At 45.0% G+C, this 26,222-nt stretch carries 18 protein-coding genes; 13 read left to right on the top strand and 5 right to left on the bottom strand.

Annotation, left to right across the window (positions count from 1 at the left end; genetic code table 11):
• The first annotated feature begins 78 nt into the window (after positions 1–78).
• Both L3D27_RS00270 and lptG read left to right on the top strand, forming a co-directional pair.
• Positions 79–1,293, top strand: coding sequence for an LPS export ABC transporter permease LptF (locus tag L3D27_RS00270; RefSeq protein WP_432481237.1), 1,215 nt, complete (start codon positions 79–81; stop codon positions 1,291–1,293).
• Positions 1,290–2,378 carry an LPS export ABC transporter permease LptG gene (gene lptG / locus L3D27_RS00275; protein ID WP_432481238.1) on the top strand — a complete coding sequence of 363 codons (1,089 nt, stop codon included), beginning with the start codon at positions 1,290–1,292 and terminating at the stop codon, positions 2,376–2,378. Before L3D27_RS00270 ends, lptG begins: the two co-directional genes overlap by 4 nt.
• Before the next feature lie 170 nt (positions 2,379–2,548).
• Here the strand turns inward: lptG and ompR are convergent, their stop codons facing one another.
• Positions 2,549–3,283: an osmolarity response regulator transcription factor OmpR gene (gene ompR / locus L3D27_RS00280; RefSeq protein ID WP_432481239.1), complete on the bottom strand. Its 735-nt coding sequence runs from the start codon at positions 3,281–3,283 to the stop codon at positions 2,549–2,551.
• A 294-nt stretch (positions 3,284–3,577) separates the two neighbouring features.
• On the opposite strand from ompR, the gene L3D27_RS00285 reads away from it, so the two are divergent.
• Positions 3,578–5,944 carry a helix-hairpin-helix domain-containing protein gene (locus L3D27_RS00285; protein ID WP_432481240.1) on the top strand — a complete coding sequence of 789 codons (2,367 nt, stop codon included), beginning with the start codon at positions 3,578–3,580 and terminating at the stop codon, positions 5,942–5,944.
• 121 nt (positions 5,945–6,065) lie between these two features.
• On the opposite strand, the gene gltA is transcribed toward L3D27_RS00285, so the two are convergent.
• Positions 6,066–7,343, bottom strand: a complete 1,278-nt coding sequence (gene gltA / locus L3D27_RS00290) for a citrate synthase (RefSeq protein WP_284673728.1) — start codon at positions 7,341–7,343, stop codon at positions 6,066–6,068.
• A 1,011-nt stretch (positions 7,344–8,354) separates the two neighbouring features.
• On the opposite strand from gltA, the gene sdhC reads away from it, so the two are divergent.
• The 7 genes from sdhC to lpdA all read left to right on the top strand — a co-directional run bounded on the left by sdhC (position 8,355) and on the right by lpdA (position 17,842).
• Positions 8,355–8,744 carry a succinate dehydrogenase, cytochrome b556 subunit gene (gene sdhC / locus L3D27_RS00295; RefSeq protein WP_284673729.1) on the top strand — a complete coding sequence of 130 codons (390 nt, stop codon included), beginning with the start codon at positions 8,355–8,357 and terminating at the stop codon, positions 8,742–8,744.
• Positions 8,744–9,100, top strand: coding sequence for a succinate dehydrogenase, hydrophobic membrane anchor protein (gene sdhD, locus L3D27_RS00300; protein ID WP_284673730.1), 357 nt, complete (start codon positions 8,744–8,746; stop codon positions 9,098–9,100). The genes sdhC and sdhD overlap by 1 nt, the downstream gene beginning before the upstream one ends.
• Positions 9,101–9,146: 46 nt before the next feature.
• Positions 9,147–10,997, top strand: a complete 1,851-nt coding sequence (gene sdhA / locus L3D27_RS00305; protein ID WP_284673731.1) for a succinate dehydrogenase flavoprotein subunit — start codon at positions 9,147–9,149, stop codon at positions 10,995–10,997.
• Between the two features lie 102 nt (positions 10,998–11,099).
• Positions 11,100–11,810, top strand: a complete 711-nt coding sequence (locus L3D27_RS00310; RefSeq protein ID WP_284673732.1) for a succinate dehydrogenase iron-sulfur subunit — start codon at positions 11,100–11,102, stop codon at positions 11,808–11,810.
• 400 nt (positions 11,811–12,210) lie between these two features.
• Positions 12,211–15,045, top strand: a complete 2,835-nt coding sequence (locus L3D27_RS00315; RefSeq protein ID WP_432481241.1) for a 2-oxoglutarate dehydrogenase E1 component — start codon at positions 12,211–12,213, stop codon at positions 15,043–15,045.
• Positions 15,046–15,118: 73 nt separating this feature from the next.
• The gene (gene odhB / locus L3D27_RS00320) at positions 15,119–16,336 is read left to right on the top strand and encodes a 2-oxoglutarate dehydrogenase complex dihydrolipoyllysine-residue succinyltransferase (RefSeq protein ID WP_284673734.1); all 1,218 of its coding nucleotides are present in this window, start codon (positions 15,119–15,121) and stop codon (positions 16,334–16,336) included.
• A 60-nt stretch (positions 16,337–16,396) separates the two neighbouring features.
• Positions 16,397–17,842: a dihydrolipoyl dehydrogenase gene (lpdA, locus tag L3D27_RS00325; protein ID WP_432481242.1), complete on the top strand. Its 1,446-nt coding sequence runs from the start codon at positions 16,397–16,399 to the stop codon at positions 17,840–17,842.
• Positions 17,843–18,144: 302 nt separating this feature from the next.
• Here lpdA and L3D27_RS00330 read toward each other — a convergent pair whose 3' ends face one another.
• On the bottom strand, positions 18,145–19,413 hold the full coding sequence (locus tag L3D27_RS00330; protein WP_432481243.1) for a YadA-like family protein: 1,269 nt from the start codon (positions 19,411–19,413) through the stop codon (positions 18,145–18,147).
• A 408-nt stretch (positions 19,414–19,821) separates the two neighbouring features.
• Here L3D27_RS00330 and L3D27_RS00335 point away from each other — a divergent pair, with 408 nt between their 5' ends.
• From L3D27_RS00335 to L3D27_RS00345, 3 genes are all read left to right on the top strand, one after another.
• A complete protein-coding gene (locus tag L3D27_RS00335; protein ID WP_432481244.1) occupies positions 19,822–20,688 on the top strand; it encodes a UTP--glucose-1-phosphate uridylyltransferase in 867 nt (288 codons plus the stop codon).
• Positions 20,689–20,889: 201 nt separating this feature from the next.
• Entirely contained in the window at positions 20,890–22,518 is a 1,629-nt protein-coding gene (gene pgi, locus L3D27_RS00340; protein ID WP_284673738.1) for a glucose-6-phosphate isomerase, read from the top strand.
• Entirely contained in the window at positions 22,515–23,735 is a 1,221-nt protein-coding gene (locus L3D27_RS00345; RefSeq protein WP_284673739.1) for a UDP-glucose 6-dehydrogenase, read from the top strand. The genes pgi and L3D27_RS00345 overlap by 4 nt, the downstream gene beginning before the upstream one ends.
• A 129-nt stretch (positions 23,736–23,864) precedes the next feature.
• Here the strand turns inward: L3D27_RS00345 and L3D27_RS00350 are convergent, their stop codons facing one another.
• Together L3D27_RS00350 and L3D27_RS00355 are read right to left on the bottom strand one after the other, a co-directional pair.
• The gene (locus tag L3D27_RS00350; RefSeq protein WP_432481245.1) at positions 23,865–24,875 is read right to left on the bottom strand and encodes a M48 family metallopeptidase; all 1,011 of its coding nucleotides are present in this window, start codon (positions 24,873–24,875) and stop codon (positions 23,865–23,867) included.
• A gap of 2 nt (positions 24,876–24,877) precedes the next feature.
• Positions 24,878–25,966 (bottom strand): YjgN family protein, encoded by a 1,089-nt coding sequence (locus L3D27_RS00355; protein ID WP_432481246.1) that lies wholly within the window; start codon positions 25,964–25,966, stop codon positions 24,878–24,880.
• Positions 25,967–26,222 lie beyond the last annotated feature (256 nt).

Below are 26,222 nucleotides of genomic sequence, written 5' to 3' on the forward strand. Positions count from 1 at the left end.
AATCACGGTACAATCACGCCTTTTTGGTGTGGTTTTTTGCTATAATAACAGGTTATTTTATCTAGATTGGATAATGCTGTGATTCTACGCCGCTACATGATACGAGAAGTTGCTACGACCACCGCCTTAGTTTTGGGGTTTTTGGTGGTGATGCTTTTGGGTGGGCGATTGATTCGTTATTTTGGAATGGCAGCAGAAGGCGGTCTAGATGTTGGTGTATTGTTTGCCTTGATTGGCTATAACTTGCCATATTTTTTGGAGTTGATTTTTCCGCTGTCGTTTTTTATTGGACTTATGCTTGTTTTTGGGCGACTTTATGCTGACCATGAGATGGCGGTCTTCAATGCCAGTGGTATCAGTCGTGGACGAGTGGCAAGATTGCTGATGCCTTTGGTGGTGATTGTATTTTTTGCCCAAAGTGCCATCACCATTTGGGGTAAGCCGTGGGGTGTAGCAAAAGCGACCAACATTTGGCAAGAGCAATCCGCCCTAGAGGTGTTTGATCTCATCACACCAAAAAAATTCATCAGTAGCGGTGATTACCATCTGTATGTGGGCGATGTTGGCAAAAATAGAGAATATCTAAAAGATGTCATCGTCATTCAGATGGCAAGCAACCAAAAAATAGATGCCACAGCATTTGGCGACATCAGTCGTCAAGATACCAAGACCGCCGCCAAAGCTGAAGTAGCCGTTCAGCAGATTCCAACCAAATTATTAAGCGAAAAAGACAGTATTATCTTTGCCAAATCTGCCACGCAGGTGGCAAGCGATGATGGTGTGGTGCGACTAGACTTACATCAAGGGCGACGCTATGAAGTTGACGCAACCAGCAAAAAATACAGCCAAGTTGGTTTTGAACGCTATCGCATCAGTCTATCAGCGAGCAAGACTGACGACCTAAAATCAATGAAAATTGAAGGTTGGAGTACGCCAGAACTGCTCGCCAATTTAAACAAAAACATCTCAAATCCAAGCGATAGCCAAATCCATGCTGAGCTTGGCTATCGTCTGAGTTTGCCTTGGCTTATCATCATCGCTGTCATGTTAGCACCATCTTTGGCACAGGTGCGACCACGACAGGGGCGGTGGTTGAAGTTGATTCCTGCCATTTTTATTTTTGTGGTCAATGTACTCATTATCATTTCCCTAAAAGAGAGTATTGCCAAAGGCAAGATGGGCGGTTGGGCATATCCTGCGGTGCTTGCGGTACTGTTTTTGATTGCCTTATATATCAATTATCATGAACGCACCATGACACGACTGCGTCTAGGGCGGAGAATTCGCACATGAAGTCTTATATCTTGGCACGCTATGTGATTTATGCCGCCTTATTTGCGATGTTAGGGGCGGTGATTGGGCTATGGCTGTTGCAGATGGTTTTTGCCTACTTGGGGGAGCTTGAGAATCTGAGTGATACTTATACGGTCAAAGACGCATTGACTTTTATTTTGTATCGCTCGCCATATTTTTTGGTGCAGTTCATTCCGACTGGTGCATTGCTGGGGGCGGTGATTGGGCTTGGGCTACTGGCGGGCAATAGTGAGCTGGTGAGTATGCAGGCAGCAGGTGTGAGTAAATATCGCATCATTGGTTGGGCGATGTTACCTGCGAGTATCTTTGTGGTGATTTCGTTGGCGGTGAATCAGTTTGTTCTGCCCATCACCAACCAAAAAGCCGACACCATCACGACACACAACACCCAAGATAGGCTTGTTTCTATCAATGGTTATTGGTCGGTCAGTGAGCATGATACAGGGCAAGATATCGTCTATATTAGTTATGCTGACAGCGAAGGTAAACTGGGCGAGATCAAGCGATACACATTGGATAATAATAGCAATCTGACCGTTGCCATGCGGGCAGTATCAGGCAGTTATGATGGGCAATCAGACACTCGTTATAATTGGACCATGAATGATGTTGATGTGGTGAATATCCAACAAAGTGGCGTCAAACAGCGTCATGACAGTAAAAGACAGCTAACGCTTCCTATCGCTCCGACTGATGTGCATCTGCTGACTCGTGAGCCTGAAGATATGTCACTGACTGACCTATATGCCCACAGACAGCTGATGAATCATCAAGGCATATCATCTGCTCGTCATGAGCTAAAATTTTGGCAAAAACTGTTCTCGCCATTTGCGGTGCTATCTTTGGTATTGGTGGCATCGTCATTTGTTTTTGGTTCACTACGCTCGCACGGTTTGGGGCTTCGTATCGTTGTGTCGTTATTGACAGGACTGTTATTTAGCTATTTGACCGACTTGACAGGTTTTATCGCCTTAGCCACCAAATTTTCACCTTTTATTATGGCACTATTACCCATCATCATTAGTACGGTAGTGGGGATATATCTTTTACAAAAACGCCAGTAGATGGCTTGGTTGGATTAGCATGGCGTGCCTAAAAAATCAGTGCCTTTATCTTTTGTTTAATCTGTCTTTTTGCTTAAACTGAGTGGTTTTTTAAGAAAGTTTTGACGGATGTATTGATTTGATAAATAAAAAAAGAGCAGGTAATCCTGCTCTTCTTCATTTGCTGTGTCTTAACCTTCTGCTCCATCTGGAACGAATACATAACCTACGCCCCATACGGTCTGAATATAGCGAGCTTGCGATGGATTGTCTTCAATCAAGCGACGCAGGCGAGATACTTGCACATCAATAGAACGCTCCATAGCTCCCCATTCACGACCACGAGCCAAATTCATGAGTTTATCACGAGTCAAAGGCTCTCTTGGGTGCTGTACTAGGGCTTTTAGGACGCTAAATTCACCTGTGGTTAGGGTAACGACATTGCCATCACGCTTTAAGGTGCGAGTAGATAAATCTAATGCCCAAGGACCAAATTCTACGACTTCTACCTGTTGGCTAGGTGCACCAGGCAGTTCTCGGTTTTGTCGGCGTAGTACAGCCTTGATACGAGCCAGTAGCTCTTTTGGGTTAAATGGCTTGGGCAGATAATCATCTGCACCTGATTCTAGTCCTGCGATACGGTCAGTGTCAGAGCCTTTGGCGGTGAGCATGATGATGGGTATGTCTGAATTTTCGGCACGCAGACGCTTACAGATACTGATGCCATCTTCGTCAGGCAACATTAAATCAAGTACGATGAGCGAGAAAATCTCACGAGAGATGAGTTTGTCCATCTGCTTGCCATCGTGTGCCATACGCACCACAAAACCGTCATCTTCTAAGAAACGCTGAAGCAGTGTACGCAAGCGAACATCATCATCAACAACCAAGATGCGATGAGCGATATTTTCGTTCAATTCTGTCATGTCTTATCCTTAGGGTGTGTGAATTTGCGATTGTTGTATTTAGTGTACAACATCACACAAAAAAATGTAACAAGTTTTTGGAGACTTTATTAAATTTTTGACAAAAAATTGACACCAACAACTCATCATGCCACACCCAAGCCATAAACAAAGCAATCTTGGCAAACAATCACAAGTTTCGCCAGATATGATGAGACGGTAAACGAAGTTGGATTTTGTGCTTTTTGGAGTGCTATGGCAATGATACTGTGATAAAATAGGGGTATTTTTAGGTTTATTTTAAAGAATTTGCTTATGACAGACTCGGTTTTAACTTCTATCAATCATCAAGCCATCTATGACCAGCTCGCCAAAGAACATGGTATCAAGGCGACTCAAGTGGCGGCATTTGCCCAGTTGTTCGATGATGGTGCAAGCGTACCTTTCATTGCTCGTTATCGTAAAGAGCAGACAGGTGGTTTAGATGATGCGGTACTGCGTTTGCTAGAAAAAGGCTTGGCGACCGAGCGAGATTTGGCGGAGCGACGCCTAAAAATCATTGCTCTGTTGACCGCACAGAACGCCCTAAGCGATGAGCTGACCGCACGCATTGAGACGGCAAGCACGAAACTTGAGCTTGAAGAGATTTATCAGCCGTATCGCCCCCGTCGTCGTTCGGTGGCATCTCGTGCCAGATTGGCTGGACTTGAGACGGTTGCACACGATATCCTAGCAGGCAAAAATCCTGTAGAAGCCCTGACTGGTTTTAGCTGTCCTGATACTTTGACTGATGAGACAGGTGAGACTTTTGAGGCAGATTTTAAGGATTTGGACAAGCAGTTGGCAGGTGTGCAGGCGATTATCCTAGATGCTTGGGCGCAGGATTTAGATTTGCTCGATGCGGTGCGTTTAGGTTTTAATAAGACTGCCAGCATTCGCTCAGAGCTTATTGATGAAGATAAACGAGAGGTAGGCGAGAAGTTCAAAGACTACTTTGAGCATAGTGAGCCATTTGCTAAGCTGTCTAATCATCGTTTGCTTGCTATGTTGCGTGGTCGCCAAAAAAATGTACTGGTGTTGCATGTTGATGGCGAAGATGAGCCGTTTGTTGAGCAAATCAAAAAACACTTTAATATCAATGAGACAGCGGATAATGGTGTCTTTTTGGCACAGACGGCAGAGAAGTTGTGGCATGCCAAGTGGCGAGCTCAGATTGAGCATCGTTTGCTGACAGAACGCCGTGTGGCGGCTGAGACAGATGCCATTGATGTCTTTGCTGAGAATCTAAAGCATCTGCTCATGACCGCTCCTGCTGGTCGCAAGGTCATCTTGGGTGTGGATCCAGGCATTCGTCATGGAGTAAAAATGGCAGTCATCGATGCCACAGGCGATGTGCTAGCAACCGAAACGGTGTATCCGTTCGAACCTTATAATAAAGTTGATGAAGCAAAAGATAAGATTGCCAAACTCATCAAAGAGCATGGCGTGGCATTGGTTGCCATCGGTAACGGCACTGCCAGTCGTGAAAGTGAAATGCTGATTAAAGAAGTGATTGGACAACAGCAACTAAACGCCACTGCATTGGTCATCTCAGAGGCAGGGGCGTCGGTGTATTCAGCGAGCGAACTGGCGTCTGCTGAATTGCCAAATCTAGATGTGTCGGTGCGTGGGGCAGTATCGATTGCCCGCCGTCTACAAGACCCCTTGTCCGAGCTGGTCAAGGTAGAACCAAAAGCCATCGGTGTGGGGCAGTATCAGCACGATGTCAACCAAGCCGAGCTTGAGTCCAGTCTTGATAAAGTTACTGAGGACTGTGTGAACGCAGTGGGTGTAGATGTCAATACGGCAAGCCCTGCCATCTTGGCACACATTGCAGGCTTAAACAAAAATGTCGCTCAGCAGATTGTTGATTATCGCCGTGCTAATGGTGCATTTAAAAACCGTGATGAACTAAAAGCCGTGCCACGCTTAGGGGCAAAAACCTTTGAACAAGCGGCAGGTTTCTTACGCATTAAAGATGGTAATGAGCCGTTAGATGCCACAGGTGTGCATCCTGAGAGCTATGGACTGGTGTATGAAATTTTGCGTAAGGCGGACAAATCACTCTCAGAAGTACTGGGTAATGAGACGCTTGCCAAGTCGCTAAACGACAGCAGTGATAATTTTAGTCAGCTTGCCACTGTGTTAAATGAGCTTGCCAAACCTGCACACGACCCACGAGGCGAGTTTAAGACTGCCAAGTTTCGTGATGATGTCAATTCCATCAAAGATTTATCTGTTGGTATGATATTAGAGGGTGTGGTAACCAATGTTACCGCTTTTGGTTGCTTTGTGGATGTGGGTGTGCATCAAGATGGGTTGGTGCATATCTCAGAGTTATCCGATGAGTTCGTAGAAAACCCTGCTTCTGTCGTCAAGCCTCAAGACATCGTGAGTGTGCGTGTGATTTCGGTAGATGAAGCTCGTGGGCGTATCGGCTTTAGCATGAAATCAAAGAGCGAACAAGCCAATGATGATAAGAGCGACAAAGAGAACAAAAACAAGGATAAACCCAATAAAGAGCGTGCAGATAAGCCAAAATCTGGTCGCAAATCCACCAAGTCAGATAAATCTGCTAAAACTCAAGAGAGAGCCGATAAAATGGGTAGTTTTGGGGCATTACTAAAACAAGCAGGATTATAAACTAAATGTTTTAAAATAAACCATCTTAGGGTGGTTTATTTTTTTATCCCACCAATGTTAATCCAAAACTTTATGATTGACCAAAAAAATCCCCCAAGTGGGGGATTTTTTGTACGCAAAATTATTTGCGGTCTTCAATCTTAACAAAAGAACGGTGGGTCTCACCAGTATAACGCTGGCGTGGACGACCGATTTTGAAGGCTTCTGAGTGCATCTCTGTCCAGTGTGCAATCCAACCTGCGGTACGAGCCAGAGCAAAGATTACAGTGAACATTGAGGTTGGGATACCAATCGCTTTTAGAATGATACCAGAATAGAAGTCCACATTCGGATATAGCTTACGCTCGATGAAGTATGGGTCAGATAGAGCGATTTTTTCTAGTTCCATCGCTAACTGTAGTTTTGGATCATTAACACCAAGTGCACCCAATACCGCATCACAAGTTTCTTTCATGACTTTGGCACGAGGGTCAAAGTTCTTATAAACACGGTGACCAAAGCCCATTAGCTTGGCTTCTTTGGTTTTAACTTTTTCCATGAATGGAGCGACATTCTCGATGCTACCAATCTCATCTAGCATGGTAAGAACGGCTTCGTTTGCACCGCCGTGTGATGGTCCCCACAAGGCTGCGATACCAGAAGCGATACACGCATAAGGGTTGGCACCTGTTGAGCCTGCCAGACGCACAGTAGAAGTTGATGCGTTTTGTTCGTGGTCGGCATGCAAGGTGAAAATTTTGTCCATTGCGTCAACCAATACAGGATTTGGACGATAATTCACATCACCTGGAGTGGCGAACATCATGTATAGGAAGTTTTCGGCATAGCTGAAGTCTTTTCTTGGATACAAAAATGGCTCGCCAATAGAATATTTGTAGCTCATTGCTGCTAAGGTTGGTACTTTTGCAATCAAATCTACCGCAGTCTCATCACGATGCTTGACATCAGAGATATCTAGGTGATTGTGATAGAATGCAGACAATGCACCAACCACGCCAATCATAATCGCCATTGGGTGAGCATCACGGCGGAAACCTTCAAAAAACTTACGCAGTTGGTCATGTACCGCCATCTTGCTAGAGACGCGTGCATAAAACTCGTCTTTTTGCTCGGCGTTTGGTAGGTCGCCGTATAGTAGGGCGTAGCATACTTCTAGATAATCAGCGTTGTCTGCTAGTTCATCAATGGCATAGCCACGGTGTAGCAACTCACCTTTATCGCCATCAATGTAGGTCAGCTTAGATTCAACTGGGGCAGTCGCCATGAAGCCTGGGTCATAAGTCCAAAAACCTGCTTTATTGACCGCACTGATGTCTAAGACAGGGCGACCTAATGTTGTCTCCAATACTGGCATCTCATATTCTGTGCCATCTACAATTAATTTTACTTGCTTTGACATAATAAACCTCTTTGGTTGTTAGCGTCCATTCTGCATCATACTAGATGAGAGATGACGAGTTGAATCGCATCTTCGTTAATTCGTTTAATCGCAAGATGCGACATCCTTGTTGAGCTTTTTTGTGCATATCTTCTCAAAATACACACCAAACTGGTGTGATGATACAAAAACTTTGCACAACTTACAAGCCCCCATCAGAAAATTTTGCTTGTTTGGCTTGTGCATGAAGCACAATTTCGTTGTGATATTTGGTGCTTGATGGGTATTTGATGATGATTAAAACTGGATAAACTTTAAGAATAACAAAATAACCATGCTAGTTAAATCAAAGCTAATGACATCTACAGTTTATCTCCATGATTTTAGGGGTAATTCATCGCTTTGACAAGCGTTTTTATCCTTTGGACATTATTTGTAACAATATTGTATGGACGAATTGCATGGGCGAATGATACGACCCGCCACACAATTTGTGATCAAAATAGACATCTCTACTAAGACCACCTAAATTTCATGGCAAAAGCTCAGATAGCAACAATCTTAAGCAGATTTGGCTGTGATATTGCGATTGTTTTTTATTAGTTACAAAAAATTGCTACATTTTTGATAAAAAGATCTAAATTTATTTGTAAAATTTTATCAAGCGTTTTATAATTCCGATATTTACCAACCTACTTTTATAAATGATAACCACTTGCATTGCAAGACTTTTTTGGTATCGGGCTTAATCGCCAATCAGATTGCCAACTCTTGGATAAGCTCATCTTATAAAAGTGTATTTTTTATGGTGTTCGCTGTGTGGCGTTTCAATTTTTAGCTGCATCGTTTTTTATTTAGTTTGGTTAAAATTTGTTTGGCTTGTCTGGTTTATAACAAAAATAAGAGTGATTGATTTTGTTGGACTAATTGCGTTAACTAATTTTACTGAACCAAGAAATAAGAATTTGTATCTAAAATGATGCACCCCGTCAGCCAGCTCTCCTTGCCCTTTGCGGCGTAAATTAGATGAGGATGCCCGCTGTGAAAAGCAACCGACCGATAAATTTACCTCTTAGTCAAGTGATTGCGGTGAACTCAAAATCACCAATCGCCATGGCTTCTATCTTGCACCGTGTTTCTGGCATTGTGCTATTTTTACTTGTTCCTGTGATGCTGTATCTCTTGCAAGTCTCATTGTCATCTCCTGAGGGTTTCGCCTCAGTGTTTGATAATGTCTTGGTTCGTTTTGTGGCATGGGTTTTTGTGGCGGCGACCGCTTATCATTTTGTGATGGGTGTTAAGCACTTGCTTGCAGACCTTGGCATGAATGAAGAATTTAAGTCTGGGAAGACCGCTGCCATCATCAGCTTTGTGATTGCGGCAATCTTGATTGTAGCTTCGTTTGTATGGGTGATGTTCTAATGTCTAGAAATAATTCAGGTATTAAAAGTGCGACAGGTCTAACTGGTTCAGGCTCTCGTGATTGGATCTTGCAACGCATCAGTGCGGTTGTGCTGGCAGTTTATGCTGTGGTAGTTGTGGGATTTTTCCTATTCAATCAAGTTGATTACACCGCTTGGCACGGCTTTATGACAAGCCTACCAATGAAGCTATTTAGCTTGGTGACGATTTTATCGCTTGTATTCCACGCATGGGTAGGTATGTGGACGGTATTTACTGACTATGTTAAGTCATCAGGTCTGCGTTTGGTGCTACAAGCAGCTGTCATCGTGGCTGTTTTGGTTTACCTGTTTTGGGGTGTGATGATTTTTTGGTAATCTGCCAGTCATCAACTGATACATTGATAACATTTTAGGAATTAACATGGCATCAGCACAAGATAATACAATTAATAACATTCCAACGCTCAACTTTGACGCAGTCATCGTTGGTGGTGGTGGTTCTGGTATGCGTGCATCATTGCAGCTGGTTGAAGGCGGCATGAAAGTGGCGGTACTGACCAAAGTTTTCCCAACTCGTAGCCATACCGTAGCAGCACAAGGCGGTATCGGTGCATCATTGGGTAACATGAGCAATGACAACTGGCATTTCCACTTCTATGACACCGTCAAAGGTTCTGACTGGCTAGGCGACCAAGACGCTATTGAATATATGTGCCGTGAGGCTCCAAAAGTCGTCTATGAGCTAGAGCATATGGGTATGCCGTTTGACCGTAATGCAGACGGCACGATCTATCAGCGTCCATTTGGTGGGCATTCTGCCAACTATGGCGAAAAAGCTGTACCTCGTGCCTGTGCCGCTGCTGACCGTACAGGACACGCTCTACTGCACACCTTATATCAAAAAAACCTTGAAAAAGGCACTCAATTTTTCGTTGAGTGGATTGCTCTTGACCTCATCAAAGATGGCGAAGGCAACATCAACGGTGTGGTGGCTTTAGACCAAGAAACAGGCAATATCTCTGTATTCCAAGCCCAAACAACTGTTCTGGCTACTGGTGGTGCAGGTCGTATCTTTAAAGCCTCTACGAACGCCTATATCAACACAGGCGATGGTTTGGGTATGGCGGTGCGTGCAGGCATTCCACTACAAGACATGGAATTTTGGCAATTCCACCCAACAGGTGTGGCAGGAGCTGGCGTGCTATTGACCGAAGGCTGTCGTGGCGAGGGTGCTATCCTTCGTAACAAGCACGGCGAGGCATTCATGGAGCGTTATGCACCGACCCTAAAAGACCTAGCACCTCGTGATTTCGTTTCTCGTTCTATGGACCAAGAAATCAAAGAAGGTCGTGGCTGTGGTCCTAATGGCGACTATATCGTGATGGACATGACGCATCTGGGTCATGCCGAAATCATGAAGCGTTTGCCATCGGTGTTTGAGATTAGCCATAACTTCGCTAATGTGGACATCACCAAAGAGCCAGTACCAGTTGTACCAACCATTCACTATATGATGGGTGGTATTCCAACCAACATTCACGGTCAAGTAACCGTACCTGTACTAGACGGTCAGGTAGATGAACAAGGTCTATATACTGAAGGTCGCATCATCAAAGGTCTGTATGCCATCGGTGAATGTGCGTGTGTGTCAGTACATGGTGCGAACCGATTGGGTACGAACTCTTTGCTTGACCTTGTGGTGTTTGGTCGTGCAGCAGGTCAACATATCCTAGATGAGTTTGCAAAATCTGACCATGGCTACAAGCCGTTAGACCCACGAGTGCTAGACTTCACTCAAGCTCGCCTTGATAAGCTACAAAACTCTACTGAGGGCTATAATGCCCAAGAAGTTGCTGATGAAATCCGCAGTATCATGCAGTCTCACGCAGGCGTATTCCGTACCCAAGCGTTGATGGACGAGGGTGTTGAGAAGATTTTGGCACTTGCACCAAAAGTTGAGCAAATCTATCTAAAAGACAAATCAGCTGTCTTTAACACCGCACGCATCGAAGCACTAGAAGTGGCGAACCTGTATGAAGTTGCTAAGGCGACCATGCTGTCAGCTGCCCTGCGTCATGAGTGCCGTGGTGCCCATTCTGTGCTAGATTACGAGCGTCCTGCTGATGATGAGTATGCACCACTAGGTCGTAACGACCATGAGTGGATGAAGCATACGCTTTGGTATTCAGAAGGCAACCGTGTGATTTATAAGCCTGTTCGTAAAAAGCCACTGACTGTGGACTATTGTGAACCACGAGTTCGTACTTTCTAATTTCGTTTCATATTCTTAGATGTGTTGGAATAATGACCCATAAAACATAGCATTGTGTCATTATTTCAGCCATCATCAAAAAAAATTTTGTGGAGAAGTACCATGAGTCGAGGCACTCGCATTGTAGAGATTTATCGCTACGATCCAGATAAAGACAATGCCCCTTATATGCAAACTTATGAGATTGAGCTACTAGAATCTGATCGTATGTTGCTAGATGTGTTGTTGCGTCTTAAAAAGATGGACGAAACACTTACTTTCCGCCGCAGCTGCCGTGAGGGTATCTGTGGTTCTGATGGCATGAATATTAATGGCAAAAATGGTTTGGCGTGTTTGATTAACATGAACACCTTGCCAAATAAGATTGTGGTGCGTCCATTACCTGGCTTGCCTGTGATTAAAGATTTGGTTGTGGACATGAACCAATTCTATGCCCAGTACGAAAAAGTACACCCATACCTAATCAACAGCCAACCTGCACCACCAAAAGAGCGTTTGCAGTCGCCCGAAGACCGTGAGAAGCTAAATGGTCTATACGAATGTATTTTGTGTGCATGCTGTTCTACTTCTTGCCCATCGTTCTGGTGGAACCCTGATAAGTTCCTTGGACCATCAGCACTATTGAACGGCTACCGTTTCATCATTGATAGCCGTGATAGCGATACCCAAGCTCGTTTGGCTCGTCTTGATGACCCATTTAGCTTGTTCCGTTGCCGTGGTATCATGAACTGTGTGTCGGTATGTCCAAAAGGTCTAAACCCAACCAAAGCCATCGGTCATATCCGTAATATGTTGCTTGATGTAGCAGGCTAACTGCTCGTTGGGCGGTATCAAAGGTCTTATCTAAAGATAAGACCTTTTGCTTTGCAATAGCTGATGATGAACAGCCAACAGGGTGGTTGTCATGAGTTTAACCAATGACACACAAAATGGCTTAAAGTAGGAAATTTTATAAATAAGTGCTGATTATCATCACAAAATGAATAATGATGATGGTTGTTTTGCTGATTTTTACGAAAATTTACGACCATGCACATTTTTAAAAACATTCCAACTTGTTATCTTGCATTAAATGGCGTACACTATACGGTTAATATGCGTCTCATTTGAAAGCATGGACGCATAGGTAGATATTTAGGTCAATATTTAGACGATTGGTTCACTTATTGATGAGATTTTATCCTAAAAATTCACCAAGAAAATGGCGAACATTATGACAAACAGTAAAGACACGGTGGCATATCAAAACACCGAATTAGCAGCAGATGGTGCAGCGTATATTGAGGCGTTGTACGAAGATTATTTGGCAGATAAAAATAATGTTAGCGAAGAATGGCAAGCCTATTTCGCCAATTATCGCACCGATACAGATGCACCGCATAATGCCATCAAAGAGCAGTACCTGCTACTGGCTCGCAACCAAACCAATGCCCGTCCTGTTGCACAAGGTGCAGATAGATGCGACCCTAAACAGATGGCGGTACAACAGCTCATCTCTGCGTATCGTCGCCGTGGTCATCGCAAGGCCAATCTTGATCCATTAAATCTACAAAACCGTCCTGCCATTGAAGAGCTGACTTTGGCATATCACGGCTTATCTGAGGCTGATCTGGATACGGTATTCCCAACCAACTTGATGAGCATTGGCAAAAATGAAGCCACTTTGCGTGAGATCATCGAGATTTGCGAACGCATCTATTGCGGTAGTATCGGCTATGAATATATGCATGTCTTTACTGCTACCGAGAAAAAGTGGTTTGAGGACTATATTGAATCTAATCAAGGTCATATCCGCTTTGATAAAGACAAAAAACTTGAAATCTTTGATCGCTTGACCGCCGCCGAAGGTCTAGAAAAATACCTAGCTCGTAAATACACAGGCGTAAAACGCTTCGGTATAGAAGGTGGCGAAAGTTTTATCCCTGCGGTACACGAGATGATTCAGCGTGTGGGTACTTATGGTGCCAAAGAAGTGGTCATTGGCATGGCTCACCGTGGTCGCTTGAACCTATTGGTTAATATCATGGGTAAAAACCCATCAACATTGTTTGATGAATTTGATGGCAAAATTCAGCCAACCGTAGGCTCAGGCGATGTGAAATACCACAACGGCTTTAGCTCAAATGTCATCACCAAAGGTGGTGAGCTACACCTTGCTTTGGCTTATAACCCATCGCATCTAGAAATCGTCTCTCCTGTCATGCTAGGTTCGGTGCGTGCTCGTCAAGCCAGACGCTCGGAAAAATACGGCTATGAGATTGATAACAAGACCGTACTGCCTATCGTGGTGCATGGCGATGCTGCCTTTGCAGGTCAGGGTGTCAACCAAGAGACTTTCCAGATGTCGCAGACTCGTGCCTACAAGACAGGCGGTACTTTGCATATCGTGATTAACAACCAAGTGGGCTTTACCACCAGTCGTCCAGAGGACGCTCGTTCAACCGAGTATTGCACCGATGTGGCGAAGATGGTTCATGCACCGATTTTGCATGTCAATGGCGATGACCCAGAGGCAGTGGTGTTCGCTTCTCAGCTACTGGTGGATTATCGCAACGAGTTCGGTCGTGATATCGTGTTGGATATCGTCTGCTATCGCCGTAACGGACACAATGAGTCAGATGAGCCATCAGCAACCCAGCCACTCATGTACAAAATCATCAAAAAACTGCCAACCGCACGCACGCAGTACGCAGATAAATTGGTGAAAGAGGGTATTATCACCAAAGATGAAAGCACCCAAATTGAAGACAACTACCGTGTGGCACTAGACAACGGTCAAGATGTCGCACAAGGTTTGGCTAAGGAGCCAGACACTAGCTTGTTCGTGGACTGGTCGCCGTATATTGGGCATAAGCTAGAAGATGACTGGGATACAGGCGTTGATATTGAAAAATTAAAGTCCTATGGTCGTGCGATGGCAAAAGTGCCAGAGGGCTTTGAGCTACAACGCCAAGTCGCCAAAGTACTAGAACAACGCCTTGCCATGCAGACAGGCGAAGAGCCACTCAACTGGGGTGCGGCAGAGACTTTGGCATATGCGTCATTGGTTGATGAAGGATTGTTGGTGCGTATCACAGGTGAAGATGTGGGTCGTGGTACTTTCTCTCATCGTCATAGCGAACTGTACAACCAAAAAGATGGCAGTATGTACATTCCGCTACAGCATATCCGTGAAGGTCAAGCTCGTTTTGCTACTTATAACTCACTATTGTCAGAAGAAGCGGTGCTTGCCTTTGAATATGGCTATGCCACCACCATGCCAAATGCTTTGGTGGTATGGGAAGCACAGTTTGGCGACTTTGCTAACGGTGCACAGGTCGTGATTGACCAGTTCATCTGTTCTGGCGAGACCAAGTGGCAGCGTCTGGCAGGTCTTACCATGCTATTGCCACACGGTTTTGAGGGTCAAGGTCCAGAGCATTCTTCAGCTCGCTTGGAGCGTTATTTGCAGTTGTGTGCTGAGGATAATATGCAAGTCATCACCCCAACGACACCTGCACAGATTTTCCATGCGTTGCGTCGTCAAGTGGTGCGTCCTGCTCGTAAGCCACTGATTGTCATGTCGCCAAAATCATTGCTTCGCCACCCACTTGCCACATCCACTCTAGAAGAGCTAGCGAATGGCAAATTTGAAACCGTGCTACCAGAGATTGACGCACTAGATAATCATGCAGTAACTCGTGTGGTGCTGTGTGGTGGTAAGGTGTACTATGAGCTACTTGACCAGCGTCGTAAACTGGGTCTTAATCACATCGCCATTGTGCGTGTGGAGCAGTTGTATCCGTTCCCTGCTGAGCGTGTGAAGGCTGAACTTGCCAAATATCCGAACGCCACATCTGTTGTGTGGACGCAAGAAGAGCCGAAAAATCAAGGAGCGTGCTACTTCATCATGCCAGAGCTGTACGACTTGGATACCAACCTATCCATTGAAATGGCAACTCGCCCTGCGGCTGCTGCCCCTGCGACAGGCTCACCAAAGATTCATAATGCACAGCAAAAAGCCCTGATTGCCGAAGCATTGGGTGTTGATGCTGAAGTGTTACAATGATTGATACACCAAACCGATGCTAAGTCGGTTTGGTCTTTTGCCATATTTTATTGATTATAATTAGGAGTTCATCATGTCTCAAATTAAAGCCCCAGTATTCCCAGAGTCGGTACAAGACGGCACTATCGTTGAATGGCATATCGCCGAAGGCGAGCAGGTCAGCCGTGACCAACTGCTTGCTGAAGTTGAAACTGATAAGGTTGTGCTAGAAGTCGTTGCCCCTGATGATGGCGTGATTACTAGCATCATCAAAGGTGTGGACAGCACGGTGCTATCTGATGAGGTGATTGCCGAGTTTGAAGCAGGTGCAACCGCTGCAGCACCATCAGCACAGACGCCAAGCGAGTCAGAAGCTGCTAAAGGCACGACCATTGACCCTACTTCTGTGGCAGCCCCTGTACAACCAAAAGCGACCAATGAAGGCGATTTTAAAGACCAATCGCCTGCTGTCCGTAAAGCCGCCAAAGAAACAGGTGTTAATCCTGCCGATGTTCAAGGTTCGGGTCGTGGCGGTCGTGTTACCAAATCTGACATGATCAACCCAACGCTAAAAACCACCTCTGGTAGCGTGATTGCCACTGCGGTGGGTGAGCGTGCTGAGACTCGTGTGCCAATGACTCGTCTGCGTAAGCGTATCGCTGAGCGTCTGTTGTCAGCAACCCAAGAAACAGCGATGTTGACCACTTTCAACGAAGTGAACATGAAGCCTTTGATGGACTTGCGTGCTAAGTACAAAGACCAATTTGAGAAGCGTCATGGCGTAAAATTGGGCTTCATGTCGCTATTTGTTAAAGCGGCGACCGAAGCGTTGAAGCGTTTCCCTGCGGTTAATGCTTCTATTGATGGTGATGATATCGTGTATCACGGCTATTATGATGTGGGCGTAGCGGTGTCTTCTGACCGTGGTTTGGTTGTGCCTGTGCTTCGTGATACCGACAACATGGGTCTGGCTGATATTGAAGGCGGTATTCGTGATTATGCCACCAAAGCCCGTGAAGGCAAGCTGTCTATTGATGAGATGACAGGTGGCACATTCACCATCACCAACGGCGGTGTGTTTGGCTCACTACTATCAACCCCAATCATCAACCCACCACAAACTGCTATTTTGGGTATGCACGCCATCAATGAGCGTCCGATGGCGGTTAATGGTCAAGTGGTTATCCTGCCGATGATGTATCTGGCTTTATCTTATGACCACCGCTTGATTGATGGTAAAGATGCGGTACAATTCTTGGTAACCATCAAAGAGTTGATCGAAGATCCTGCACGCCTAATTCTTGATATCTAATCTGTTATTTAGATGCCTATCGCAAGGTGGGCATCATTCATTACAAAAGAGAGAATAATAATGAAAACTTCATATGATTTGGTTGTAATCGGTGGTGGTCCTGGTGGTTATGAAGCTGCCATTCGTGCCGCTCAGCTTGGATTTAGCACCGCCTGTATCGAAAAACGCATTCATAAAGGCGAGCCTGCTTTGGGCGGTACTTGCCTAAATGTGGGCTGTATCCCATCAAAGGCTCTGCTAGACAGCTCACACCGCTATGAAGCAACTCGCCACGAGCTAGACGAGCATGGTATCACCACAGGCGATGTCGCCATTGATGTCGCCAAAATGCTAGCACGCAAAGACGGTATCGTCAAAGGCTTGACCGCAGGCGTGGCAGGTCTATTAAAAGGCAATGGTGTGGACTGGCTACAAGGCGTGGGTACTTTGCTTGATGGCAAATCTGCCGAAAAACAAGTCAAATTCACCGCTCATGATGGCACCGAGACCACCATCACTGCTAAGTATGTGATTTTGGCGGCAGGTTCTGTGCCGATTGAGATTCCTGTTGCTAAGACTGATGGCGAGTATATCGTAGATAGCACAGGTGCTTTAGAGTTTAGCGAAGCACCAAAACGCCTAGGCGTGATTGGTGCTGGCGTGATTGGCTTGGAGCTTGGCTCGGTATGGCGTCGCTTGGGTTCAGAAGTGGTTGTGTATGAAGCCATGCCAGAGTTTTTGGCAGTGGCTGATAAAGACATCTCAAAAGAAGCTGCCAAACTCCTTAAAAAACAAGGTCTTGACATTCGTGTGGACACCAAAGTTACGAACGCTGAGGTGGTGAATGGTGAGGTGGTGGTTACGACTGATATGAAAGGCGAGGTTAAGACCGAGACCTTTGATAAGCTTATCGTCTGCGTGGGTCGCCGTGCGTATAGCGAAGGTCTATTGGCTGATGGCTGTGGCATCGAGCTGACCGAGCGTGGCTTGGTAGCGGTAGATGACCAATGCAAAACCAACCTAGATGGCGTATATGCCATTGGCGATTTGGTGCGTGGTCCGATGCTTGCTCACAAGGCGATGGAAGAAGGCATGATGGCGGTAGAACGCATTCATGGCGAAAAAGCCCAAGTGAACTACGATACCATCATCAGCGTGATTTATACTCACCCTGAGATTGCGTGGGTGGGTCTGAGCGAACAAGCCGCCAAAGACAAAGGTCATGAAGTTAAAACAGGCTCATTTAGCCTAGCTGCTAACGGTCGTGCCTTAGCTCAAGGCGAAGGTCAAGGCTTGATTAAAGTTGTGGCAGATGCCAAGACTGACCGTCTGTTGGGCTTGCACATGGTGGGCGTGGGTGCAGGCGATATCGTACATCAAGGCATGATTGCTCTTGAGTTTGTGTCTAGCGTTGAAGATTTGCAGCTGATGACATTTGCTCACCCAACAGTATCAGAAGCCGTGCATGAAGCGGCACTGTCGGCAGATGGTCGAGCGATTCACGCCATTCAGCGTAAAAAACGCTAATCTGAGCCAAAATAGCAAATCCAAAAAACACCCACACAATGGGTGTTTTTTTGTGCTTGACTTTTGTCTGACCTTGTCTTGAATGATACACGGCTTGGTGGCTTTATAGCTTGGTATATGGCTTTATACATGGGCTTGTGTGTGGCTTTTAGGATTTGGGTTGGTTGTGATGGTAAGAAGTCATGCTGTCCATCTCAACTACGCAAATACGCAAATCCACAACAAAGGTCCACAACAAAAAAACCGCTCAAAATCATTTGAGCGGTTTTTATTGCCAGTATTGTTAGACAATACAGCGTGCATTATTTCCAGCGGTAGCCTGCACCTGCACCGAAAGTACCAGAGCCAGAAGAGTTCAATGAACCACCCAGCTTGTAGGTGAACTTACCAGTTTCGCTAGCACCAGTAAAACCAAGTGCGATGGCACTTTCGCCATTATAGAAGCCTGTGCCACCAGTGATGTACTGGCTGCCTGCTGCTGGTGCTGGCATCATGGCAAGAGCAACAGAACCTGCAATACCGGCACTTAGGTCTTTGTCCAGTCTGTTGATTTTACCATTAAGGTTTTGATGTCCTGACTGTAGCGTGTTGATTTTGGTGTCAAATGCATCTACTTTATTGCCAAGTGTGTTCACTTGCTCTTGGTCCGCCTTTTTCTTCAAATCGGCTCCAATGGTGCCAACTTCTGTTTGCAATTTAGCGATATTGCCTTGGTTTGTACCTGCGATAGAAGCTAGGTAAATATCCGCTTGTTGTAGAGCATCAACAGCAGATTGATTTGCTTTGGTTGCGATGGCAGCGGTGTTTTGAGCGATGGCAATGCTGTTGGTGTCTGCAGTTTCAGCAACTGCATTGACATATTTTACTGTATCAACGATGTCATTGGCGTTCTGAGCGATGGCAGCGGTGTTTTCTGCGATTTTACCTTGTTGCTCGTTGTTTACTGAGACAGCATCATCTGCAACCGCTTTGGCTACTCGTGCTTCTTCTTTCAAGGTATCAAAATCAGCTTGGCTTGCTTTGGTTGAGATTTGATTTAATACATCAGCAAAAGTTTCTTGAGTATTCTTCTCTTGGTTGCCTAGTAGCGTCAATACAGTTTCAGTATCTGCTTTGGTCGCTAGAGCAGCATCAACATCAACTTTATTTGCTTTGATCGCTAGAGCAGCATCAACATGTTCAGCCATACTTAAGATGTCATATTGGGTTCTATGAGCCCACTCTGAAAAGTCGTCTAAATCAGCTTCGGTTCTATAAGTCCAATCTGAAAATTTTTCTAAATCAGCTTCATGGTTGACAGCGACCTTATAGAGCAGTCTTAAATACTCTTTATTCTGAGAACTGTCGAAATGATTGTCGAAATGATCCTTTATTACTTCGAGTGGATTTTCTGGCTCTGACGAAGCATCAGTACTATCTTGAGCAAACGCTTGGCTGGCAGTTGCACTTGCCAATACGGTCAACGCCAATGCTGAGGCAACCACTCGACCTTTAGAACGAGAAGTGGCGATTTCTGAGCAAACCACAGATTGACCAAGCGAGTTGCGTTTGACTTTAAAGATTTTATTCACAAGATAACTCCTATCTGATATCTGATTTGTGATGAAAGGTAAATAAGAACCCAGTGTGTAGCTTTTGGGCACCCATCGCCATATGTTTTAACATTGTTTTGCTTTATGGTAACAAAACATCGCTTTTGTGTCAAATATATTTTAGCATCATTTGAAGCCTTGCTATAAAAAATTTTTTTTTTGGATTTTTTGGGTGCATAAGATGAGCGGATGTATTATTGGTGAGATGGGTCATTTGCCTGCATTGTCATTATGCGATGTGTGTTATAATCAAACATTGATTGAATGTCATGAGGTTGAATGGTCATGATGGATCATTTGGCTGGTCTGATGCTCAAGGTGTCATGACTTTTTTGAATTGCTGTTATTTAATCATAGTAGCCATTGTAGATGTGATAGGTAGTTTAGATGAAATCAGTAACTTATGCCATCATTCCTTGTGCAGGCTTTGGCACACGGATGCTCCCGCTTTCAAAAGCCATCCCAAAAGAGCTGTTACCACTTGGTAACAAGCCCGCCATTCACTATGTCGTCATGGAGGCGGTGCGTGCTGGCATCAAAAATATCGTGCTTGTCAATCACGCCCAAAAGAGTGCGATAGAAAATTATTTTGACACCAACAGCGAACTAGATACCCAACTTCGCTCAAAAGGCAAAGATGACATGGCAGATGGGCTGACTGTGTTGCCAGATGGTGTGCAAATCATCAGCGTCCGCCAAGGCAAGCCTTTGGGGCTAGGGCACGCTGTGCTTTCGGGGCGTGCGGTGGTGGGCGACCGTCCTTTTGCGGTGCTACTGCCTGATGTGGTCATCGATCCTTATCACACCGACTATGCAATGCACAATCTGGCTTATATGCTTGATCAATTTGCCAGTACAGGTCGCAGCCAGATTTTGGTTGAACCTGTGGCAAAAGAAGACATTCACAAATACGGCATTGCCAAACTCAATAACGCCCAGACCCTACAAAAAGACGAACAAAACCAGTCCTTTGCTGTCATGGGCTTTGTAGAAAAACCAACCGCCGATGTTGCTCCATCAAACTTGGCGGTCGTGGGTAGATATGTGTTTGACCCTAAGATTTTTGAGTATCTTGATGGGGCTGTCCCAAGCGTTGGCGGAGAGATTCAGCTGACCGATGCCATCGATGCGTTGATTGGCAGTCGTGGTGTGGATGTGGCGACCATGGTGGGCGATAGTTTTGATGCCGGCGACATGACCAGTTATATGCGTGCGTTCATGTACTTCGCCAACAAGCAACTCGCCGAGAAGTAAATCACCAAAAAGCAACTGACTAAAAACGGCTTACAAAAAACAGTTTGCAAAAACAGCTCTCTGGGCGGTCATCAAGTCAGATGGCATTATCTTTTGTGTTGTTTTTTTGGTTTTTGGTGGTAAGTCTTTGGTGGTCTGTTTGAGACACGCTTGTCTTTTGGTTCATGACCTAAAGTTTATGTGGAATTGCAGGATAATATCATGCTCAATACAACACACTCAACAACTTGGCAATCTCTTTGGTCTTATGCCACCACGCCCCTAGATTTGGGCGATTTGTTTTGGTCTGACCCTAAGCGAAGCGAGAGATTTAGTGCCAGTGCTTGCGATATTTTTATGGATTTTAGTAAGCAGGCGATTGATGATGAGATTTTGGCGGATTTATTGACGCTAGCAGATGAGTTTGAATTATCCAGTAGGATTAATGATTTATTGACTGGCAAAAAAATCAACGACACCGAAAACCGCTCAGCCCTGCACACCGCCCTTAGACTGCCTAAAGGCGAGACGCTGATGGTGGACGGCATTGATGTGGGCGGTCAAGTCCACGCCAGTTTAGAAAAATGTGCAACGATGGTGGAGCGTATCCGCACCAAAGTATGGCGTGGCTATTCTGGCAGGGCGATGAGCGATGTGGTCAATATCGGAGTGGGTGGGTCTGATCTTGGACCATTGATGGCAAGTGTCGCTTTAGATGAGTGGGCGGATACCGATACTCGTGTGCATTTTGTCTCTAATATGGACGGCACTCAGCTTGATACTTTGCTAAAAACTCTAAATCCCCAGACCACTTTGTTCATCATCTCTTCAAAATCTTTTGGCACTGCCGATACGCTCGCTAATGCACAGACGGCTTTGTCGTGGCTGTTGTCTTTTTGTGATCATAGACCGACGGTTTTACGCCATCATTTTATTGGCATTTCTACTCGCCCTGACAAGATGAGCGAGTGGGGAATCCATGACGATAACCAACTACTGCTTTGGGACTGGGTGGGTGGACGCTTTTCTATGTGGTCGGCGATTGGGCTTGCCATTGCGATTAAGGTGGGCATGGACAACTTTTATGAGCTGTTGGCAGGGGCAAGCGACATGGACAGACACTTTGCCCAAAGCTCGTTTGAACAAAACCTGCCAGTGCTGTTGGGTCTGCTTGGCGTGTGGAATGCGACATTTTTGGGAATCAATGCCCATGCTGTCTTACCCTACGATGGACGGCTGAAATTTTTTCCCAATTATCTCACTCAGCTTGAAATGGAATCTAATGGCAAATCAGTGGCACGCAACGGTCAAAAAGTGGCTTATCAGACCTGCCCAATTTTATGGGGAGATATTGGGTCAAATGCTCAGCACGCTTTTTATCAGCTGTTACATCAAGGTACTCAAAGGGTATCGTGCGACTTTATCACGCCCATCAACCGCTACGACAACCACCAAGCACATGACAGACAATTAGACAATCAGCATAAATTATCACTGGCAAACTGCCTTGCCCAGTCGCAGGTGTTGGCGTTCGGCAATCGTGCCTTGCCTGATGAATTAAGAAATCATGATGATCAATTTAGCCAATTTAAACAATATCGAGGCAATCAGCCGTCCACCACCTTGCTACTGAGTGCTTTATCGCCCAAGACGCTAGGTTCGCTCATCGCACTGTATGAGCACAAAGTCTTTGTGATGAGTGTGATTTGGCAAATCAACCCTTTTGACCAATGGGGCGTGGAAGTCGGCAAGGTGATGGCACAAAGCGTGTTTGGCGTGCTAAATGGCAATATGGGTAGCTTTGATGGCTCTACCAATCATTTACTAAAAGTCATTTTGGATAACAAATGAAACAGATTCAAATCATTGGCATCAATCATGAGAGTATCAATACCGCCATATTTTTGGCAAGTCATGCTTGGCAGGTGTCTATTTTGGCAAGCCAACAACAGATAGATGAAGTCTTGATGCCTTATCAGTTTGACCGTCAATTGTCGTTATTGTGGCAGTTTTATGTAACTGATAACAAAATCATCATTCAAGCCGACCTAAAGCCGACCCCTTATTATTGGCTGTTTTTTGATGAGCATCATGATAATGACTGTCTTAATCTTGACCTAAATCCAAGCTCACAGGTCATCTTAAGCGGTGCAAAGCCATTGGGGTTTTTTGATGATTTTGCAGAGCGGTTAGCGACCAACTGGGTGTATTATGTGCCATTTAATTTTTTAAAAGACGGTAACAATTTTAATGCGTTTTTTCATATTGAATTATTGCTGATTGGCGAGAAATTACAGGGCAGCGTTGATCATTCTGATGTGTTGGCGTCTTTGATAAAAAATAGCGACAAGCACTATTTTGCTGATATTAAGACCGTTGAATTGGCAAGAGCAAGCATCATAGGAATGCTTGCCACACGGCTGTCCTTCATCAATGAGATGGCACGACTGGCTGATGGTGTCGGCGTGAATATCAAGCAGATTGAGACGATGATGGGGCTAGATAAGCGTATCGGCTCGCATTATCTAAAAGCAGGTTGGGGATTTGGTGGTAAAACTTTGCCCAATGAATTGGCACACTTAACCCAAAGTTTCCATGATAATGGCGTGGACACTTCGCTATTAAAAGCAGTGGCAGATGTCAATGGCGACCAAAAAGAGCTGATATTTAGAAAGTTTTGGCAGTATTTTAATGGTGGGATTGAGAATAAGCAGGTGGTGATTTGGGGGGCGGGTTATCGCACCAATACCCCAAAGACCACTGGCAGTGCCATTCATGCCTTACTAAAACTGTGCTGGGCGTATGATATTAAAACTTGCGTTTATGCGGTCAATACTGCCGATGAACTAAAAAGTCTATATGGCGATCAGCCGTTATTCCAACTGCTAAGCGACCCATACACGCTCACAACCGCCCACGCCTTATTCATCATCAACTGGTCGGAGAATGAGCTGATTGATATGGGCAGATTAAATAACTTTACCTTGCCGATATTTGATGCCAAAAATGTCTTTGATGATGAGCAGGTGTTGAGTTATAAAGGGTTTTATACAGGCGTGGGCAAGTAAGTCTGACAAGATGACAAGTGATTGGATGGTGGCACACGCTTAAATGAAGTGGTGGCTGTCTTATGGAGATGACCTAAAAAAACCGCCCAATTATCACAAGGGAATAATTGGGCGGTTTTTTTGATGGGTTTATTTGCTGTGTTGATTGACCTGCTCGATACGCTTGTTGGTGTCAGGGTGGGTGGAGATGATGGACCAATGCCCTTGTTCGCCGTGTTCTTTTTGCATTTTTTCAAAAAAACTGGCGAGATGTTTGGGAGAAATGCCCAAGCGTGTCAGCTCATTGATGGCAAACCTGTCTGCTTCTAGTTCTGCTTTTTGGGAGTAATGACTGCTCGTCAGTAGCGTAGGCAAGGCGAGCAAGATATCAGAGGTGTCGCCTGTGATGATGACGATGAGTACACCCAAACCCAAGCTACTGATGGCTTGTTCTAGACTGTGGCGGTGTACCAGATGCCCTTGTTCGTGGGCAAGCACGGCGAGAATCTCATTATTATCATCACTTAGCTTGATGAGTTCATCGGTGATGACGATGGTGTTGTTGGGAATGGCAAAGGCATTTGCACCAAGAGAGTCGCCATGGCGCACCAGTATTTTGGCTTTTGGGTTGCTATCTAGCTTGTCATATAGGCTGATGATTTCGTCTTGGCGTGCTTGGGGCAGGGTGCTTGGCAAGGTGAGCTCCATGACATAGTCTTCTGCCTGATCACCAAGCCTAACTAGCGTATCTGCAGGTAGGCTCTGGGCGAGATGGTGAGAGGCGGTAGGAATGCCGTAGCGAAATAGCCCAAAGACGAACAGGCACACCACGATGAGACTTGTTCCTATCCAACTCCAGCGAGTCTCCATCTTTTTGATGTTGCCAAACAGTTTTTTGTTGTCAAGTGTTAGCCAATCAGGAATGACCGCCAACTCAGCCCTTGCCCCATCATGAAACATCAGTACATGGGGCGAGTTGTCAATGGCGGGTAGGTATTCACAGTCTTTGATGAAGTAGCGTTGTTCATGTGAGCCATGCTTATTTTGCCATGTGATGACAAAGCCGTCCGCCTGCCCTTGATAAAAGATGGGGCTTAAGCGTGCTAAATGAGGCTTGCTGATTTTGCCATCAAAATAACGAATGTTAATCGCTTCTGCCATGATTACCACGAGACATCAAAATCAAATACATCACTAATCTCTTCGCCAATCGGTGAGACATGGTCTGCACTTGGCGTGGTGAGCATTTCAAAGTCATCATAAGCGACCAGTGAGAGCGTCTCTGTCTTATAGCGGTGCAAACGCACGCTCGCCCATGGATAAAGCAGACCCAGACTTATGATGATGGCGATGTAATTGGTTAGGTTGATTAGGGCAAATTTCATCACACTAAAATTCACCAACTCAAAGCGATTATCCCCCAAAGTCAGCTTGCCCCAGATGGCTTTATGTAGATAGCCTTGCACGAGCGGTATGATGAGTAGTATGCCCACATAGAACAGCCCAATCATTATCGCAAATATAGATGTCATCGTATCGTTATCCATATCAGAGATGATATCCATATAGCCACCAAAACCAATAATAGCAGAGATGACCATCATCAAGATGAATAGTACTATTGGCAATAGCATGGCTTTATAATAATCCAGTACGCTGGTGTTAAAGTTGAATTTGAGCTGTCCAAAATAGGTGTTATCAAATTGATAGTGTTTAAACAACCAAAGACTAAATGGCATGAGCAGACCAAAACTGACAAGGTTTAATAATACAATGGCGATACACATCATATATAAAGTGCCAAGCGTACCCCCAAAGCCAAAGCGAATGTTGTTGTACTGACTGTTTCTTGCCATAAAACGCATGGTAGAACGAATGAGCCATGGAAATAAAACAAACAAAACAAGAAAGCCGGCGATGGCAAGCTCTGGCGAAAAATTACTAAAAATATTGATTACTAAATAAACCACAATGGCAATCATTCGTCCAATTAAAATCCGTTTTGGGCTGGCGGTAAAGTCAAAAGTCTCTCCGCCGATTTCAGTATTGCCATAAAAATACCGCAGACGACGCACTTTCGCCCACGGCGAATAGATACCTAAGGTAATGATGGTCAAAAACAAATTGACAATCCAAATCTTAAAATAAGCCGACCCACTGCCATAAAAGGTAAAGCGATGTGTGCTGGGTGTCGCTGATGATCTGGGTGTGATAGAGGTCTGTGCCGTCAGTAAGGTATTGTCGTCATGCATAATCTGTCCTATTGATGTGAAGTCTATTATTGCAAATGCTAAACTAACAACTGTTGGGCGGTATGTATTGTTGATTAACATATAAAAGATATTGTAGCAATGTTATTCCAAAAGATAAATGCTTATTTTGGGGTATGCGTGTGTAACTTTGACCTATTCAGCGGTCATTGGGTGAGCTTTTGTGCCAGTGTTATCAAGGTTTTTGTGCTACAATGGTGCATGATGTCAGTTATCATAAGTCATCGCAGGTCATCAT

Source organism: Moraxella sp. ZY200743 (genome assembly GCF_050885545.1).
GTDB classification, from domain to species: Bacteria; Pseudomonadota; Gammaproteobacteria; order Pseudomonadales; family Moraxellaceae; genus Moraxella; species Moraxella haemolytica.